Origin of the sequence: Polaribacter porphyrae (assembly GCF_002954685.1) — a bacterium.
Lineage (GTDB): Bacteria > Bacteroidota > Bacteroidia > Flavobacteriales > Flavobacteriaceae > Polaribacter > Polaribacter porphyrae.
In genome coordinates this window covers 404,134-423,282 of the sequence record NZ_MSCN01000001.1, presented here as the reverse complement: position 1 = coordinate 423,282, position 19,149 = coordinate 404,134, and the positions used below count along the sequence as shown (strand labels likewise).

Here is a 19,149-nt window from a genome sequence, read left to right as displayed (position 1 = left end):
TATTGTATTAACTGTAAAAATTAAATTTACATTAACATTCTTTTTACTCTGATTGACAATTCATTTGGACTTAATGGTTTACTCATAAAATCGTTTGCACCAAGATTAAATGCTTTTAATACCATTTCTTCTTGACCTGAAGATGAAAACACCAAAATAGGAGTTTTACTTTCAAGTTGATTTCTAACATGACTTATTACCTCTAAACCACTAACGTAGTCCATCATAACATCAGTTAAAATAAGATCTGGATCTTCAGTTTCAATAAAATCTATTGCTTCTTTACCATTAACAGCTATAAACAATTGGTAACCGTCTTTTTCTAAACGGAATTTTAATAGGAGAGATAAAACAGAATTGTCTTCTGCAAGAACAATTTTTTTCTTGTTGCTCATTTGTGGGGGATTAAGATTTAAAAATCAAAACAAAGCTAATGTAAATCTAAACAAAATACTTAATTGTTTTTATTTATCTTTACTGCAACTTATTAATATTCCCCTAAAATAAACAAAATTATGGAAATTGAAAAGATTTTAGTCAGCGATGTTGTTGACTTGTCCTCTATTAAATCGTTTTTTGCTTCAGATAAAGATTCTTTAATACAACTTATCGAAGTGTATTTGTCTGATACAACTCCAAGAATAAATACTTTAGAAGAAAGCCTAGATAAAGTAGATTATAAGTCTGTAAAAAGTATTACACACTTCTTAAAATCTTCTTTTGGTTTAATGGGTATTTCTTGTCTTGATGAAATAGCATCATTAGAAAAAGATGCAGATAACAATGAAAATGAAGAAGTTATAAAGCAAAAATTAAACATTGCTATACCAATTTGTAAAGATAGTATTACTGAATATTCTATTATTCTAGAAAAACTAAAAGCTCTTTAAAACTTACACCTATAAACCAAAGCTGATATTGACTAGTTTTCTGATTAAAAATTATTGATGAGACTATTACTCTATTAAATCTTGATGAATTACAACATCATATCAATGCTGTGTATTCAAATAAAACTATGGATTCTATTTTGGTGAGAAATATTCGCTTAAACATATATCTTTAAAGTAATATCGCTTTAAGAGCAGTTGAAAATTTAGACAAACATCCTATTAGTAAGTTATTTGACCTAGGGATAATAAAGGTTTGTGTAAATACAGATGATTTAATTTGTTATTTTCAGGATACTAAATGTAATAATATACTCTTCTACATAAAAATTAATAATAAATTAAAATTGTGAAATTAAAATCAAAAACTTTAATTTTACAATATGAGAATTGATATCATTTCTGTTGCTCCTAATTTATTAGACAGCCCCTTTAATCATTCTATTATAAAACGTGCTCAAAATAAAAATTTGGTTCAAATTTTTTTGCACGATTTAAGAGACTATGGTTTAGGTAATTACAAACAAATAGATGACACTCAATTTGGTGGAGGAGCAGGAATGGTTTTAATGATAGCACCTATTGCCAATTGTATAGATAAATTAAAATCAGAAAGAAAGTATGATGAAATTATTTATATGACTCCAGATGCTAAAACACTGAATCAATCTACTGCAAATAATTTATCTTTAAAAGAAAATATCTTAATCTTAACTGGGCATTACAAAGGTATAGACCAAAGAATTAGAGATAAATATATTACTAAAGAAATCTCAATTGGCGATTATGTTTTAACAGGTGGTGAGTTAGCTGCAGCTGTTTTAGTTGATGCTGTTATACGTTTAATACCAGGTGTTATTGGTGATGAACAATCTGCTTTAACAGACTCTTATCAAGACAATTTATTATCACCTCCTGTTTACACAAGACCTGCAGAATTTGAAGGCATGAAAGTACCCGAAATTTTGCTAACAGGTAATTTTCCAAAAATTGAAGATTGGAGACAAGAGCAAGCCTACAAAAGAACAAAAGAGATAAGACCAGATTTACTTGAAAATGAGTAGTTTAGATTAGTACTATCATTTAACAATTACAATTATAAAAAATAATGTTTATTAATTTTTATAAACAAATTTTATTACTAAATTTGCACTCGCTAAATTAACCGCTGACGAAAATCGTGAATGTTGATTAAGAAAAACCATAAAAATTAAAAAATGGAATCTTTAGTAAAATTTGTTCAAGACGAATTTGTAACAAAAAAAGAATTTGCAGAATTTGCTGCAGGTGATACAATAACAGTGTATTACGAAATTAAAGAAGGTAATAAAACACGTACCCAGTTTTTTAGAGGCGTTGTAATACAAAGAAGAGGAACTGGCACATCTGAAACATTTACTATCAGAAAAATGTCAGGTACAGTTGGTGTAGAAAGAATTTTTCCTGTAAACTTACCATCAATCCAAAAAATTGAAGTTAACAAAAGAGGTAAAGTACGTAGAGCTCGTATCTTTTATTTTAGAGGTCTTACTGGTAAAAAAGCAAGAATTACTGAAAAAAGAAGGTAATCTTTCAAAAAAATATAAATCAGAAAAGCGTTGTAAATTTTTTACAACGCTTTTTTAATTAACAAATGTTAATAAGTATAGTTAGTAACGTGTTCATTTTTAAATAGATAAAAAGTTTGTTTATTCTAAAATCACTTATATATTTGAGTAATTATTTACTTAAAAATTTTCTAATTTTAATTAGTTAAGTATAAAAAAGTAAATAAGCTAAAGTAACGTTCTTTATATTTTGTTTATAAACTTACACATTAAACCAATATAAAAATTGATTTAAAATTTTAAATTTATTCATTGTAATAATTCTAAAAGTAATTAAGTTTATCAAACAAAGTTGAAACATCAGTATCAACTTTAAAAGTAGAATGCTTTTTCAGTTAAAGATGTTTCAAAAAAAGAAATAGTAAATTATAACTTTAAAAAAGTAATAAGATTAAAAACTTATTTGTTTAGTAGTTATACAAACAATGTAAAGTACTATTTCTAAAGAAGCCATATCATTATAAGCAATTATAAGATATGGCTTTTATTTTTTTTATGTAATAAACCTCCACATCTTTTGTTGAATTCTCATAAAAAACATACAATTAATAAATAAAAGACAACAAAAATTTCATCTTATATACTTAAATTTGCTCCGCTCTTTTTTTGAGTAATTTTCAATCGATTTTAAACAAAAATATTCTTGTTCTTTAAAATTATAAATTAATGGCTAAAATTATATATACTAAAACTGATGAAGCTCCTGCTTTAGCAACTCGTTCTTTCTTACCAATTGTAAAAGCATTTACAAAATCTTCAGGAATTGAAATAGAAACAAAAGATATCTCATTAGCTGCTAGAATTTTAGCTAATTTTTCAGAATATTTAACCGAAGATCAAAAAGTTGAAGATGCTTTAGCAGTTCTAGGGGATTTAGCGAAAAAACCAGAAGCTAATATTATAAAATTACCAAATATTAGTGCATCTGTTCCACAATTGAGAGCAGCAATAAAAGAATTACAGACACTAGGTTACGCTTTACCTAACTACCCTGAAGAAGTAGAAACTGCAGAAGATAAAAAAGTTTTAGCCTTGTATAATAAAGTAAAAGGTTCTGCTGTAAATCCTGTTTTACGTGAAGGTAATTCTGACAGAAGAGCACCAAAAGCCATTAAAAATTACGCACGTAAAAACCCACATTCTATGGGTTCTTGGAGTTCAGACTCTAAAACACATGTAGCAACAATGACAGAAGGTGATTTTGCACACAATGAAAAATCTGTAACAATAGAAAATGCTACAAATGTTAGCATTCAACATGTAACAAATAATGGTACAAAAACCACTTTAAAAGAAACTGTTTCTTTGTTAGATGGAGAAATTATTGATGCTACTGTAATGAGTAAAAAAGCTTTACTCGCTTTTTTAGATAAAGAATTTAAAGATGCCAAAGAAAGTGGTGTGTTACTTTCTTTACACATGAAAGCAACAATGATGAAAGTTTCAGACCCAATCATTTTTGGTCATGCTGTAAAAACTTATTTTAAAGAACTATTTAATAAACATGCCACAACCTTTAAAGAAATTGGAGTTGATGTAAATAACGGATTTGGAAATTTGTTAAGTAATTTAGATGAAGTTTCTGCTGAAAAAAAAGCAGAGATTTTAGCTGATATCGATGCTATATTTACAAAAAATGCTGATATAGCAATGGTAAATTCTGATAAAGGAATTACCAATTTACATGTTCCTTCTGATGTTATTATTGATGCATCTATGCCAGCAATGATTAGAACTTCTGGGCAAATGTGGAATAAGGAAGGTAAATTACAAGACACAAAAGCTGTAATTCCTGATAGCTCTTATGCAGGTATTTATACTGCAACTATAGATTTTTGTAAAAAAAATGGTGCTTTTGATCCTACAACAATGGGTACTGTACCAAATGTGGGTTTAATGGCTCAAAAAGCTGAAGAATATGGTTCTCATGACAAAACTTTTGAAATTGCAACAGATGGTAAAGTACAAGTTGTAGATGCAAATGGAACTTTATTAATTGAGCATAATGTAGAAGAAGGTGATATTTGGAGAATGTGCCAAACTAAAGATTTACCAGTTCAAGACTGGGTAAAATTAGCAGTTACAAGAGCCAGAGCTTCAGAAACTCCTACAGTTTTTTGGTTAGATGAAAATAGAGCTCACGATGCAGAAATTATTAAAAAAGTAAATACATACTTACTTAATCATGATACTGCTGGATTAGATATTAGAATATTATCACCAATAAAAGCAACAGAATTCACTTTAGAAAGAATTGTAAAAGGAAAAGATACAATCTCTGTTTCTGGGAATGTATTGCGTGATTATCTTACAGATTTGTTCCCAATTTTAGAAGTTGGTACTTCTGCTAAAATGCTATCAATTGTACCTTTAATGAATGGTGGTGGTTTATTTGAGACAGGTGCAGGTGGTTCTGCTCCAAAACACGTTCAACAATTTTTAGAAGAAAACCATTTACGTTGGGATTCTTTAGGAGAATTTTTAGCATTAGCTGTCTCTTTAGAACATTTAGGTACTACCAACAATAATTCTAAAGCATTAATTTTATCAGAAACATTAGATGATGCTACTGATAAATTTTTAGATAATAAAAAATCACCATCAAGAAAAGTTGGAGAATTAGATAATAGAGGTAGTCATTTTTATTTGGCTTTGTATTGGGCAGAAGCTCTTACAAATCAAAACAAAGACAGCGATTTAAAAAATGAGTTTTCAAAAATTTATACTAATTTAAAAGAAAATGAAAATTCAATTATTTCTGAATTAAATAAAATTCAAGGAATTCCTCAAGATATTGGTGGCTATTATAATCCAAATTCGATAAAAGCTAACAATGCTATGAGACCAAATACTACATTAAATTCACTGTTAAATTAACATAATTGGTAATTAATTTTGATAAAACATTAACAAAAAGAGTGCTTTAAAGCACTCTTTTTTTATTTAGATTTGGGAAGCTTAACTCAACTATATAAAAGATGAATAAAAAAAGAATTGCTATTATATCTGTAATAGCTTTAATAGCTATCTATTTCATTTACAATTACTTTTCAGCGTCTTCAGATGATGAAATATACTTAACTTCTAAAGTAAAAAAAGGAGATTTTATAAGTGAAGTAATTACTTCTGGTGAAGCACAATCTACCAGTTTAAAGAAGATAAACGGACCTAGAAACTTAAGAAAATTTAAGTTAAGAGATATTAAAATTCAAGATCTAGTTTCTGAAGGTACCATTGTAAAAGTTGGTGATTATGTGGGTAGATTAGACCCTACAGGTGTTAATGAACAGATTATAGATGCCCGTTTAAATTTAGAAACTGCAGAATCTAAATATACACAACAACAATTAGACACTACTCTTTCTTTAAAACAAGAAAGAAATACGATAAAAGATTTAACTTTTAGTATGGAAGAAACCAAATTAGAGTTAAAACAATCTACTTACGAACCACCTGCTACCGTTAAAAAACTAGAAATTAATCTTGAAAAATTAGAGAGAGATTTAAGAGAAAAGAAAGAAAACTACAAGATAAAAAAGAGACAGGCGAATGCTAAAATGGTAGAAGTTGGCACTGAAGTTTCTAAAATAAGAAAGAAACTAAATGATTTATTAGAACTTTTAAAATCATTTACAATTTATTCTGATGGAAGTGGAATGATTACTTATGATAAAAATTGGGATGGTTCTAAAAAGAAAGTAGGTTCATCTATTAGTCCATGGAACCCAACAATTGCTCGTTTACCAGATTTAACAAAAATGGAATCTAAAACGTATGCAAACGAAGTTGATATTAGAAAAATTAAAAAAGATTTACCTGTTAAAGTTGGTTTTGATGCTTTTCCTGATGTAGTTCTTGAAGGTATAGTAACTAATGTTGCAAATGTTGGAGAGAAAAAAAGAGGTTCAGATATTAAGGTTTTTCAAGTGATGATAAAATTGAACGAATCTAATGATAATATTAGACCAGGGATGACAACATCAAACAAAATATTAACTTTTGAGAAAAAAGATGTTTTAAGTATTCCTTTAGAAGCTATTTTCTCTAAAGATTCTATTACTTATGTGTATAAGAAATCTGGTTTTTCAATAACAAAAAAACAAGTAAAAATTGGTGATTCTAATAATGATGCTGTAATAATTACCCAAGGTTTAAACGAAAATGATGTAGTTTATTTAAATAAACCAGAAGGCTATGAATCTTCACAAATAGCAAAGCTTAATTAGCCTTTTTATGTTTGATAAAATATATATTGAAAAGCTAAAGTCTAATTTTAGCGAAGCTGTACGTGTTATACTTACCAATAAAGTAAGAACCTTGCTTACTTCTTTAGGTATTATTTTTGGTGTTGCAGCAGTAATAACGATGCTAGCCATTGGTAATGGTGCTGAAAAAGAAATATTAGCACAACTTGAATTAGTTGGAGTTAATAATATAGTTGTTACTCCTATTCCTGATGAAAAAGATGATCCAAATCAAGAAGAAGATGAAGATGGGGCAAGCGAATCTAAACGATTTTCTAAAGGTTTAGACATGTTAGATGTAAATAGCATTGCTAAAAATCTACCCTCTGTAAAAACGGTTAGCCCAGAAATAATTCTAGAAACTTATGTAATAAAAAAAGGAAGACAGAACCCAGTTAAACTAATTGGTATATCTCCTGATTATTTTGCAACATCAAATATATTTATAGAAAGTGGCAAAAATTTCTCTAAAGCACAAGTTAACAATGCTTTACCTGTATGTATTATTGGTGAAAAAATAGAAAAAAAACTATTTACTGGTGAAAGTGCAATTGGTAAGCAGATAAAAGTTAAAGATGTTTGGCTACAGGTAATTGGTGTAATTGAAGAAAAATTTATCTCTGATAATGCTCAAGAAAATCTAGGAATAAGAGATATGAATTTAGACATCTATATCCCTATTAAAACTTTTTTAGTACGTTATAAGGATCGAAAAATTATAAGTGACAAACCAATAGATACAAGTGGAGGAGTTATATTTTTTGGTGGAAATCAACAAGGACCAAAAAAGAGAATTCCTAGAGGTAATTATCATCAAATTGATAAGTTAGTTGTTCAAGTAGAAAATTCATCCGAATTAAATGCTACAGCAGATGTTTTAAGCAGAATGCTAAAAAGAAGACATAATGATGTATTAGATTTCGAAATTTCAATCCCCATTCAATTATTAAAACAGCAACAAAAAACAAAGCAAATCTTTAATATTGTATTAAGCATAATTGCAGGTATTTCTCTTTTAATTGGTGGAATTGGTATTATGAATATTATGTTAGCATCAGTTTTAGAAAGAACTAAAGAAATTGGTATTATTAGAGCAATTGGTGCTACTCAAGAAGATGTAATTCTTCAGTTTCTAACAGAATCTGTTTTAGTAAGTATTGGTGGTGGTATTATTGGTATTTTACTCGGAGTTTTTGCCTCCTACATTCTTGAAATTACCACTGGTATAGAAACCATTTTATCTTTAAGTTCTATTCTTCTCTCTTTCTTTGTAGCCACACTAATAGGTTTAATTTTTGGAATTGCACCTGCAAGATCGGCTGCAAATAAAAGTCCTATTGAAGCCATAAGACACGAATAAACTATGAAAAAAATTATTACAATTATTTGTTCTGTACTTTGCTTAAGTGCATTTAGTCAAAAACAAATTACATTAGAAGAAGCAATATCTATTGCTCAAAAAAACTCTCCTGATTATAAAGCTCTATTAAATCAAAATCAAGCAAGTTATTGGCGGTTTAGAAACTTTAAAGCTGGATTGCTTCCCCAGTTAAGATTAGACGCAACTATACCTCAATATAGAAATTCTGTGAATAGAATTACACTTGATGATGGTTCTGATGGCTTTAGAAGAACAAATCAGACTAGATTTGACGGAACATTATCATTAAATCAAAACGTACCCTTAACTGGAGGAACAATATCTGTAAGTTCTCAATTTGAAAGAGTAGATTTATCTGAACCTTTTGTAGCGACAAATTTTGCTGTAATACCTTTTTCTATAAATTATTTTCAAAATTCACTTTTTTATAACCCTTTTAAATGGCAAAAGAAGATTGAACCACTAATTTATGAAGAAGCAAAAAGAGAGTTTATAGAACGTATGGAGCAAATTTCTTTAAATACTGCAAGGAGATATTTTGCGTTATTAAAATCTCAAGTGCAAACAAGAATTGCTAAATCTAATTTTTCGAATCAAGATACATTATTTCAAATTTCAAAAGGAAGATTTAAAATGGGTAAAATTGCAGAAAATGATTTACTGCAAATTGAACTTTCTGTATTAAATTCTGAAAATGACGTAATAACAAATCAAATAAACTTTAAAAGATCTTCTCAAAACTTATCAAGATATTTAGTTCTTGATACCGAAAACATACTATTATCGGTGCCTAAAGAACTTACTTCTTTTACAGTAAGTGTTGATAAAGCTCTTAAAGAGGCAAAATCTAACAGAAAAGCTGTTATTGAGTTTAGAAGAAGAAGACTACAAGCTGAACAAGATGTAGCTGAAGTTAAGGGGAATAATAGATTACAAATGAGTTTAAGAGCTAATTTTGGAATCTCACAACAAGGCACTGTATTCAATGATTTATTTCAAGATTTTAATCAACAACAAAGTGTAACTCTTTCTATTGGAATACCTATTTTAGATTGGGGAGTTTCTAAATCTAGAAGAAAACTAGTTGAAGCAAATAAAGATTTAGTAAACACCAATATAGAAATTGAAGAACAAGAATTTGAACAAGAAATATATTTGCATGTACTAAACTGGCAAAATCAGAGAAATTTTTTAAAAACTGCTAAAAAAGCTCAAGAAATTGCTTTAAAAAGATATATAATTGCTAAAAAGAGATTTGTACTTGGTAAGATTAATATTACTGATTTAAATATAGCACTTCAAGAACAAGACAGGTCTGTTCTACAATATTTAAATTCTCTAGAAAAATTCTGGACTGATTATTATACTTTAAGAAGACTCACCTTATATGATTTTATAGAAAATAAAAAGATAGAAGTTAAAGATATCATCTACGATTAATAACTTTTTAACGTTTTCTTATCACTTTATAATTGTACTTTTGTTCATGTAATTTTTAAAATAATTAAACAAAAAAATGCTTCAATCAAAAAAATTACTATTTATACTCTTATTCATAACATCAATTGCATTCGGACAAGAAAAAGTTACTTTAAGTGGCTCTGTTTACGATGATGCAAGTAATGAAACTTTAATTGGAGTCTCTATTTATTTTCCTGAATTAAATTCTGGTACAACCACTAACGAATATGGTTTTTACTCTATAACAATACCAAAAGGTAACTATAAAATTCAAGTTAGTTATTTAGGTTTTACTAGTATTGTAGAAACAGTGAATCTTACTAAAAAAACAACTAAAAACTTTAAGCTTAAAGAAGAAGCAGAAAGTTTAGATGAAATAATTATTGAAACTGATATTGAAAAGTTGAATGTTAGAACTCCGCAAATGAGTGTGAATAAACTATCTGCTGCAACCATAAAACAGATTCCTGTTGTTTTGGGTGAAGCAGATATTATTAAATCTCTGATACTTTTACCTGGTGTTACAAGTGCAGGTGAAGGAGCATCTGGTTTTAATGTTAGAGGAGGTGCAGCTGATCAAAATTTAATATTGTTAGATGAATCTATTGTTTTTAATTCATCACATGTTTTTGGTTTTTTCTCGGTGTTTAATCCTGATGTAATAAAAGATGTAAAACTATATAAAGGTGGTATTCCTGCACGTTTTGGAGGTCGCCTTTCTTCAGTATTAGATATCTATCAAAAAGAAGGAAATAGTAAAGAATTTAAAGTAATTGGTGGTATTGGTTTAGTATCCTCGAGATTATTAGTTGAAGGTCCAATAGAAAAAGAAAAAAGTTCTTTTGTTGTTGCTGGGCGTTCTTCTTATGCTCATTTATTTTTACCCTTGTTTGATAATGAAAATACTGCATATTTTTATGATTTAAACAGTAAAGTCAATTACAGATTCAATGAAAAAAATAACCTATTCTTATCTACCTATTTTGGAAAAGATATATTTGGTATTAGTGATAGTTTTGTAAATACCTATGGAAATACAGTTGTTAATTTACGCTGGAATCACCTTTTCTCTGATAAACTTTTCTCTAATTTATCATTAATTTATTCAGATTATTTCTATGGATTAACATTAGACTTTGTAGGTTTTGAATGGGATTCTGGAATTACAAACTTTAACTTAAAATACGACTTTAAACATTATCTCAACGAAAAATTGAAATTGAGTTATGGAATCAACAATATTTATATAAAATTTAATCCTGGTGAGATCATTCCAAATAGAGATGATTCAGGAATTCAACCCGAAAAATTAATTGACAAATATGCAAATGAATTTGCTGCTTATATTGAAGCAGAACATAAATTGAGTGATAAGTTGACCTTACAATATGGTGTACGTTTTAGTAATTTTACAAGGCTAGGTCAAGATGAGTTAAATATCTATGCTAACAATCAACCTGTAATTTACAACCAACAATTTAAAAAGTACGAAGAAGCAGAACCTGTAGGAACTGAAAATTTTAGTAGAAGCGATGTACTTGCAAGTTTTAATAATTTTGAACCTAGAGTTTCTATGTCTTACTTATTAAGCGATGATGCTTCAATTAAATTGAGCTATAATAGAATGGCTCAATATTTACACTTACTTTCTAATACTGCCTCTCCTACTCCACTAGATGTTTGGACACCAAGTGGTAGGTATATTAAACCACAACTTTTAGATCAATTTGCTGCTGGGTATTTTAAATCTATTAAAGGTGGAGATTATTCTCTAGAAACAGAAGTTTTTTATAAAGATATTCAAAATAGAATCGATTATATAAATGGTGCAAACCTTATAGCTAATAACGAAATTGAAACTGTAATTTTAAATGGGCAAGCAAGAGCTTATGGTTTAGAAGTTTTATTCAAAAAAAATGAAGGAGATTTTAAAGGATGGATTGCTTACACACTATCAAGATCAGAACAACAAACATTAGGCAGAACACCCAATGAACCTGGCATAAATCAAGGAAGATGGTATAATACTCCTTTTGATAAAACACATGATTTATCTATAAATACTAGCTATGAATTATCTAAAAAATGGAAATTTAACGCCAACTTTTTATTTCAAACTGGGCAACCTACAAATTATCCTGTAGGTCAATATGAAATTCAAGGGCTTAACGTACCGATTTTTGATGATAATAGAAGAAATGCTGATAGATTACCTGCATATCACAGACTTGATATTTCTGCAACATTAACTCCAGAGAAAAATAAAAACAGAAAATGGCAGGGAGAATGGGTATTTGGTATTTATAATTTATATGGCAGGCAAAATGCAGCATCCATTAATTTTAGTCAGAATAGAGAAACGTTGAGAAACGAAGCGATACAAACTTCAATCTTTGGAATTGTACCTTCAGTAACCTATAATTTTAAGTTTTAAGAAAATGAAAAAGATACTATTTTTACCAGTTTTATTATTTTTCTTTTTCTCAAGTTGTGAAAAAGTCGTAGAGATTGATGTACCTTCAATTCCACCAAAATTAATCATAGATGCCTCTTTTGAAGTTCATTTTGATGAAAATCCTATTACAGCAAATACAGTTGTAAAATTAAGATTATCAGCAGATTATTTTGAAGAAACGATACCAACAGTTATTAATGCAACAGTATTTTTAACAGATAAAACAAATAACAATGTTATTAATTTTACTGATAACAATGCAGATGGAGATTACGAACCTGTAAACGCTTTTATTCCTGCTGATAATACTGATTATGAATTAACTGTAATTTATGATAATGAAACCTATAAAGGCACAGCTACTAAAATAAAATCAACGCCTTTTACGTCTGTTACCCAAGGAGACAAAACATTATTTTCGGGTAACGAAACTGAATTAGAAATTGCCTTTAAAGATGATATTTCAGTAGATAACTATTACCTTTTTGATTTGACAAACAATATATTTCTAGCAATTGAAGATCGATTTTTTAATGGTGCAGACTACAATTTCTCATATTTTTATGACGAAGAAGATCTTAAAGTACCAACTGCTGTAAAAATTAAAATGTCTGGTATTACCAAAGAATACTTCACCTATTTTAGAGTTTTAATAGACCAAAGTGGTCAAAATGCTGGTGGTCCTTTTGAAACTGTACCATCATCTCTTTTAGGTAATATGATTAACACTACAAATGAAGCTAATTTCCCTTTAGGATACTTTCACATATCAGAAACCGATACATTTACTATTTTTTTAGAGGATAAAAATTAGATAAGTTTTTATCAATTTTATTTAAAAATATCATAAATACTGTATTTTTGAATAATGACCTTTACAAAAACTACAGAACAAGATTCAAAGTACAACCATCTAGAAAATATGTCTATTTCTGAATTATTAATTAATATTAATAATGAAGATAAAACTGTTCCTTTTGCTGTTGAAAAAGCATTACCACAAATTGAAAAATTAACCCAAAAAATTGTTGAAAAACTAAAAAAAGGTGGAAGACTTTTTTACATTGGTGCAGGTACTTCTGGTAGATTAGGTATTGTAGATGCCTCTGAATGCCCACCAACTTTTGGTGTTCCTCATGAATTAGTTGTGGGTTTAATTGCTGGTGGAGACACAGCCATAAGAAAAGCAGTAGAATTTGCTGAAGATTCAAAAGAACAAGGTTGGTTAGATTTACAAGAAAACAATATTTCTGATAAAGACATAGTTATTGGTATTGCAGCTTCTGGCACAACACCTTATGTAATTGCTGCTTTAGAAAAATGTAATGAAAAAAATATTATTACTGGTTGTATTTCTTGTAATAAAAACAGTCCACTTTCTAATACTGCACAATTACCAATTGAAGTAATTGTTGGGCCTGAATTTATAACTGGAAGTTCTCGAATGAAAGCTGGGACTGCTCAAAAGTTAGTCTTAAATATGTTATCTACAGCTACTATGATTCAATTAGGAAAAATTAAAGGTAATAAAATGGTTGATATGCAGCTTTCTAACAACAAATTAGTAGAAAGAGGAGAAAAAATGTTAGCACAAGAACTTAATATCGACTTAAAAAAAGCAAGCAAAATGCTAGAAGAATTTGGTAGTGTGAGAAATGCAATACAAAACTATAAATAATGAGTACAGATACAGATTTATTAAGAAAAGGATTATTTCGTTTAGGAATTTTAATTCTCTTGTTTATAGCATCTCCTATTATAATAACAATGAGTTTTAAAGCACTAGATAAATTTACTGAAGCTCCAAAAATATACTTTGCATATGCTTTTATAGGTATAGGTTGTTTACTTTTAATCTTTACAGTGTATTTTGCTTTTAAAACCTTTGGAGTTATTCAAAAAGCAATTTTTAATAAAGATTAATAATCCTTGAGTAGCAAACAAAATAAAAAAAATGACGGTATCATTGTCATTTTATCTTATCCTGATACAGTAGTAAGACCTGCTTACAGAGAATTTTCTAGTAAAATTTGGCCAAAAATTGGTATTGGTAGCAAACACGCAGTGCAAGCAGGACATGCAGCATTATTATTGATTAAAAAAAATGCTCCAAAAATTAATTATTTTGATTTTGGAAGATATATTACCACACATGGAAATGGTAGAGTTAGATCTGCTGAAACTGATCCAGAATTGTTAATTCCTTTAACAGCAAAGTTTGAAAATAATAAACTTACAAATCTTAAAGAAATTTTACTTTGGATAGAAAATCATCCAGAAAAAACTCATGGATCAGGAAGACTAATTGCTGGCATTAATGAGCAAATTGATTATAATAAAGCTCTAAAATTCATCAATAATTTAATTGACAAAAAAGAATTGCCTTATGGTGCATTTATAAAAAAAGGGACTAATTGTGCACGTTTTGTAACAGATACAATTATAGCATCAACATCAAATAATAAAATAAAATTACATCTTAAAAACTCCAATCTTTTTACACCAAGCCCTATTGGTAATGTCATTAAAGCTACGACTTCGAAAGTGATTTATAAAATTGATAGTCAAGAAATTACATCTTATAAAAATAGATCAATTTTAAAAGAATACAAAGCTTCTTTTTTCAATAAATTTGATACGGAACCAAATTTAATTGGTACTGAACTTGCTGATACTGATAAATTTGAATTAGAAAATGGAACTTGGCTGGGAGGAATTGGAAGTGGTGCTTGGTTTAGTGTTGAAAAGCAAATCAGCAATCAAAAATTCCTTATTGCAAGGTATGATGTTCTTGGTAATAAGGAATATGAGCGTGAATTTATTGTTGATAATACTTCATTCAATATCAACGAAAATTTTGAATTTATGCATCCCTCTAACTTTACAGAGATGCATATTATTCAAAATAAGGAAAAATATATTTTTAAACGATTTCAAGGTTAAATTAACTTCTCAAAATACAGGTTTTTAACTCCATCAGTATTGATATTGAATCCTTCAACTAAATTGTCTTTTCTTGTAAACTGAACTCCAGAATATATATAAGTGTTACTCCTAAAAGCATCTTTTACAATTGGAAAAAACTTAATTGGATTCGTCTTAAAATTAGAAAGTGATAGTAAGTTTTCTTTTACTCCAAAATGTAAAATCACATCAAATTCTTTATTATAATAAGTTCCAACATACTCTGATTTTTTTACTTCTGATTCATCAATCAAATTAATTTTATCATAATTGCTAACATCACTATTTAAAGATGAAAACTCTAAACTGTTGTCTTTAAACGTTAAAATTATTTCTGTATCTCCTCTTAAGTAAAACTGAAATTTGTTTTCACCTAAAGCCAATAAAGATGTTTCTCTATTATTTGACAATAGTTTGCAGCGTAATGTATCGTTTTTCAAATAAATTTCTCTTACCAAACTATTGGTTTTATCCCAATATATTCCTTCATGTTTTTTAAGTTGTTTAGCAGAAAGTTGTTTAAAAGCTATTTTAGAGTAATCAATTTCTATTGGCTCTGTATATTCTTTTTCCATTAATACATTGCCTAAATTACCAGCTGGCATTCCATTGTATCTATTGTTATTTCCAAAAACAAAAGTGACCAAATTATGAGATTGATACCTGAAAAAATTAGCTCCATAACCCCCAATTAAACCATACTGCCAAGACATTTTTGGCAAACCTCTTTCTGGATGATCAAAATACCTACCCAATGCTAATTTTCCCCAAGTAGAATTATATTCTTTACCTGAATCAAGTGTAACATAAGCATCTAACTTTTTAACTAAACTTGATAGTGTTTTATCAGCATAAAACATTTGAAACCATTTTGCAAAATCTTCTGCTGTAGTGTATAAATTACTAACTCCCAATGTTAAATCATTTACTGGATTAAAAGTAGTTTTTTCTCTAATTGTATATGATTTAGCTAAATTATTTAGCATCTTTCTTGAAGAATTAAAACTAGTATTATTCATTTCTAAAGGCTCAAAAACACGCTTTTTAGTAAATTCTTCAAAAGAGGTATTTGATATGGATTTTACTATTTCTACCATCAAAATAACTTCTGTATCTGAAGTATGATAAGAAAATTCTGTGCCAGGTTTAAAGTTTAATTTTTGTTGAGCACTTATAATTTTAACAGCATCTTGTTGCGTAAACACATCATTTTGTCTAATATTTAAAAGCTCTTTAAGTGGAATTAAACAATGTAACCCACTTGTATGGTTTAACAGATGTTTTACTTTTATAATATGCTGATATTTAGGTAAATTGGGTAAGTATTTTCTAATATCATCCTCAAAGGATAATTTACCTTCTTCTTCTAACAATAATATAGACAAAACTGTAAATTGTTTTGCAAGATGATCTACTTGAAATTTTGTTTGTGGTGTAATTAATTGTTTTGTTTCAATATTTTCAACTCCAAAACCTTTTAAATACAATAGTTTTCCATTCTCAATTACTCCAGCAACAATCCCTGGTTTATCATCACTTTTATAGTCAGACAAAACACTATCAAACTTTTTTTCTAGAAGTTTGTTTTGAGAGAATGCTGATATAGAAATCGATAAAAATAAAATTAACAATTGTCTCATTCTGGATAGTTTTTAAATGTAAATGACTTGTGAATAATTTTCCATTGATCTTTTATTTTTAGCAACATCAAATAATCTGTATAAATTCTTTTTCTAGCTGGCATTAGAATTTCAATTTTGGCAACTGCTGCATTACCTTCAAAATCTATAGAAAGTACCTTACCAATTCTGTTACTTTTTCTACCTTTTTTTACACCAGATACATATTGTTTTCCAGACCAAGTTCTTAACGTGTCATTTGCAACAAAATAGAGATTGAAGTTTTCATCAAATGCATTCTTAAGTCTTTCTGGTTCTCCGTTTGCTGTGCCTTCTATATAATCATATAGTACTCTATTAATTGCTGTAAATTCTGATTGTGCATTTACAGATACACTCATTAAAACGATTGCTAAAATTATTATTTTTCTCATACTTTATTTATTGAATTTGTTTTACAATTTCTTTTGCTACAGCAGCTGCAGCTGTTGGGTCTTGACCTGTAATGATTCTTCCATCTACTTTAAAATAATTATCCCATCCATTTTCTGAATAACTGAACTTCCCTCCTCTTTCTTTGATAATCTCTTCAATAGAAAAAGGAAATGTTTCATAATATTTTGCTTTTTTATTTTCGAATTTATCAGGAAAACCATTTACGTTTTTTCCTTGATAAATAAATTTTCCGTTTGCATTTTTGATATTGACAATTCCTGCAGTTCCATGACAAACTGCTGATAAAATTCCATTGTTCTTATAAATATCTGATGCAATTTTTTGAATTGCTATATTTTCTGGAACTCCAAACATGGCAGCTCCTCCACCAACATAATAAATCGCTTTGTAGTTTTTAGGTTGAATCTGATTTGGAGCTTTTGTGGTTTTTAATTTATCCATCAATTGCGCATCATAAATGTATTTTTTTTGAATACTATCTGAAGTACTTAAATAACCTATAGGAATTGCTCCTCCATTTGGACTTACAAAATCTACTTCAAATTTATTTTTGATAAAAACATCATAAGCAAACACGATTTCTCCAAAATGATTTGCTGCATTGATATTGGTATTTCCATAAGTATGTTGATTTGAAACTACAAAAAGTACTTTACCTTCTTTAATTATATCAACTTTTTCACTTTGCTGATTACAACTAGTTAGTACAAAAAAACAAAAACATAAAAATAAAAATCTCATCGTTAAAAATTGTTTTAACAAATATGATTTTTAAAATCTAAAAAGAAGTTTTGAATTGTAAAATCGAAGTTTTAATTTATAAATTAGAACTTCTATACTGTGCAGGTGTTTTTCCTTCAATCTTTTTAAAATAGTTATAAAATGTTGATTTTGAATTGAATCCACATTCATAAGCTACAGCTTCTAAAGTAAAGTTGTCATTTTTAAGTAACAGTTCTTTTGCTGCTTCAATTCTGTATTCATTAATAAAAAGAGCAAAATTCTTCTTTAAATTATCATTCAACAATTGAGAAAATTGATGTGTAGTTATACTTATTTTTTTGGCTACTTGTGATGATTTTAAATTTGCATTAGCATATATTTTTTCTTCAAGCATTAATATTTTAAGCTTATCAATTAATTGTAAAGCAATTTTATCATCAATCTTTTTATCACCATATTTAGTATTCTTATTAAATATAACTGAACGTTTTTGCTTGTTGAAGAAAAGAAATAATATCACTAAATAAAAAAGAAATGTAAAGGTTAATGCACCAACTATGTAACTTGTAAATCTAGAATAGTTATAAGCAAACCATACAGTCAAATTGCCAAAATAAATGCTTATTAACCAAATCTCTATACTTGATAGTTTAGAAGTATTTTTAAAACCTTTTCTTAAAATTGGCATTAATTGAAAACCAGCCAACAAAGAATAGACTAACCAAGTATAATAAATGGTTCTTATAAAATAAGGTCGCCATAAATCTACATTTGTTTTAAAAGGGTAAATAAAACCCGTAATTAATGCTATAAGTACTAAACTTATGAAATGATATTTCCATTCTTTAGTGATGCTACTTTGAGGTTGGGTCATGGATTTTATGTAGAAATATAAAAAAGGACCAATAAAAAAACAGGCAGTTAAACCAAACTGTAAAAAATGAAGAGATAAATCAGGGTTAAAATAAAAAAACACAGATTTACCAGTTCTAATGCTCATCATCAATAAAAATGCTCCTAAAAATTTACTAGAAATATGTTTTGGTTTTGCAAAAAAGAGAAAATACAGACTTAAAACAATTCCGTTAAAAGCACCTAATGCACTAAAAAAAAATAAAAGTTCTCTGCTGATTTCCACCTAAAATAAAGTTTGAAACAAATATAGAAGAACAAAACTTAAAATATTCATAATTTTTAAGGATGCTTCATTTTTGCTCATTTTATAACTGAAGGCACAGCTGTACTAATAACCCCTTTTTCGATTATTTTTCTCTAAATTTTATCAAAAAGCAAAAAAGTTTTAACCCAATCCAAATTTATGTGAACTCCATAGCTTTTTAGAGTTTCAA

At 28.1% G+C, this 19,149-nt stretch carries 17 protein-coding genes; 12 read left to right on the top strand and 5 right to left on the bottom strand.

Annotation, left to right across the window (positions count from 1 at the left end; all coding sequences use genetic code 11):
- Positions 1-26 precede the first annotated feature (26 nt).
- Positions 27-395, bottom strand: coding sequence for a response regulator transcription factor (locus BTO18_RS01930; RefSeq protein ID WP_105014604.1), 369 nt, complete (start codon positions 393-395; stop codon positions 27-29).
- Positions 396-515: 120 nt separating this feature from the next.
- Between BTO18_RS01930 and BTO18_RS01925 the strand changes: the two genes are divergently transcribed.
- The 12 genes from BTO18_RS01925 to BTO18_RS01870 all read left to right on the top strand — a co-directional run bounded on the left by BTO18_RS01925 (position 516) and on the right by BTO18_RS01870 (position 14,981).
- On the top strand, positions 516-890 hold the full coding sequence (locus BTO18_RS01925) for an Hpt domain-containing protein (protein WP_105014603.1): 375 nt from the start codon (positions 516-518) through the stop codon (positions 888-890).
- Positions 891-1,273: 383 nt separating this feature from the next.
- Positions 1,274-1,954, top strand: coding sequence for a tRNA (guanosine(37)-N1)-methyltransferase TrmD (gene trmD / locus BTO18_RS01920; protein WP_105014602.1), 681 nt, complete (start codon positions 1,274-1,276; stop codon positions 1,952-1,954).
- Between the two features lie 153 nt (positions 1,955-2,107).
- On the top strand, positions 2,108-2,458 hold the full coding sequence (rplS, locus tag BTO18_RS01915; RefSeq protein WP_105014601.1) for a 50S ribosomal protein L19: 351 nt from the start codon (positions 2,108-2,110) through the stop codon (positions 2,456-2,458).
- A gap of 705 nt (positions 2,459-3,163) precedes the next feature.
- Complete coding sequence (locus tag BTO18_RS01910; RefSeq protein WP_105014600.1) at positions 3,164-5,374, top strand: NADP-dependent isocitrate dehydrogenase; 2,211 nt, start codon at positions 3,164-3,166, stop codon at positions 5,372-5,374.
- A gap of 101 nt (positions 5,375-5,475) precedes the next feature.
- Positions 5,476-6,723, top strand: a complete 1,248-nt coding sequence (locus tag BTO18_RS01905; RefSeq protein ID WP_105014599.1) for an efflux RND transporter periplasmic adaptor subunit — start codon at positions 5,476-5,478, stop codon at positions 6,721-6,723.
- A 7-nt stretch (positions 6,724-6,730) separates the two neighbouring features.
- On the top strand, positions 6,731-8,101 hold the full coding sequence (locus BTO18_RS01900; RefSeq protein ID WP_105014598.1) for an ABC transporter permease: 1,371 nt from the start codon (positions 6,731-6,733) through the stop codon (positions 8,099-8,101).
- Positions 8,102-8,104: 3 nt separating this feature from the next.
- Complete coding sequence (locus tag BTO18_RS01895; protein WP_105014597.1) at positions 8,105-9,562, top strand: TolC family protein; 1,458 nt, start codon at positions 8,105-8,107, stop codon at positions 9,560-9,562.
- 76 nt (positions 9,563-9,638) lie between these two features.
- Positions 9,639-12,017: a TonB-dependent receptor gene (locus BTO18_RS01890; protein ID WP_105014596.1), complete on the top strand. Its 2,379-nt coding sequence runs from the start codon at positions 9,639-9,641 to the stop codon at positions 12,015-12,017.
- A 4-nt stretch (positions 12,018-12,021) separates the two neighbouring features.
- The gene (locus tag BTO18_RS01885) at positions 12,022-12,852 is read left to right on the top strand and encodes a DUF4249 family protein (RefSeq protein WP_105014595.1); all 831 of its coding nucleotides are present in this window, start codon (positions 12,022-12,024) and stop codon (positions 12,850-12,852) included.
- Between the two features lie 54 nt (positions 12,853-12,906).
- A complete protein-coding gene (gene murQ / locus BTO18_RS01880) occupies positions 12,907-13,716 on the top strand; it encodes an N-acetylmuramic acid 6-phosphate etherase (protein ID WP_105014594.1) in 810 nt (269 codons plus the stop codon).
- Entirely contained in the window at positions 13,716-13,961 is a 246-nt protein-coding gene (locus BTO18_RS01875; protein ID WP_105014593.1) for a DUF6095 family protein, read from the top strand. The genes murQ and BTO18_RS01875 overlap by 1 nt, the downstream gene beginning before the upstream one ends.
- A 6-nt stretch (positions 13,962-13,967) precedes the next feature.
- Complete coding sequence (locus BTO18_RS01870; protein ID WP_105014592.1) at positions 13,968-14,981, top strand: DUF6695 family protein; 1,014 nt, start codon at positions 13,968-13,970, stop codon at positions 14,979-14,981.
- On the opposite strand, the gene BTO18_RS01865 is transcribed toward BTO18_RS01870, so the two are convergent.
- From BTO18_RS01865 to BTO18_RS01850, 4 genes are all read right to left on the bottom strand, one after another.
- Positions 14,978-16,642, bottom strand: coding sequence for a serine hydrolase domain-containing protein (locus tag BTO18_RS01865; protein ID WP_105014591.1), 1,665 nt, complete (start codon positions 16,640-16,642; stop codon positions 14,978-14,980). The two genes, BTO18_RS01870 and BTO18_RS01865, sit on opposite strands and share 4 nt — an antisense overlap.
- The gene (locus BTO18_RS01860) at positions 16,639-17,055 is read right to left on the bottom strand and encodes a nuclear transport factor 2 family protein (RefSeq protein ID WP_105014590.1); all 417 of its coding nucleotides are present in this window, start codon (positions 17,053-17,055) and stop codon (positions 16,639-16,641) included. The genes BTO18_RS01865 and BTO18_RS01860 overlap by 4 nt, the downstream gene beginning before the upstream one ends.
- 7 nt (positions 17,056-17,062) lie before the next feature.
- Positions 17,063-17,818 (bottom strand): type 1 glutamine amidotransferase domain-containing protein, encoded by a 756-nt coding sequence (locus tag BTO18_RS01855; RefSeq protein ID WP_105014589.1) that lies wholly within the window; start codon positions 17,816-17,818, stop codon positions 17,063-17,065.
- Between the two features lie 76 nt (positions 17,819-17,894).
- Positions 17,895-18,938, bottom strand: a complete 1,044-nt coding sequence (locus BTO18_RS01850) for an AraC family transcriptional regulator (protein ID WP_105014588.1) — start codon at positions 18,936-18,938, stop codon at positions 17,895-17,897.
- Positions 18,939-19,149 lie beyond the last annotated feature (211 nt).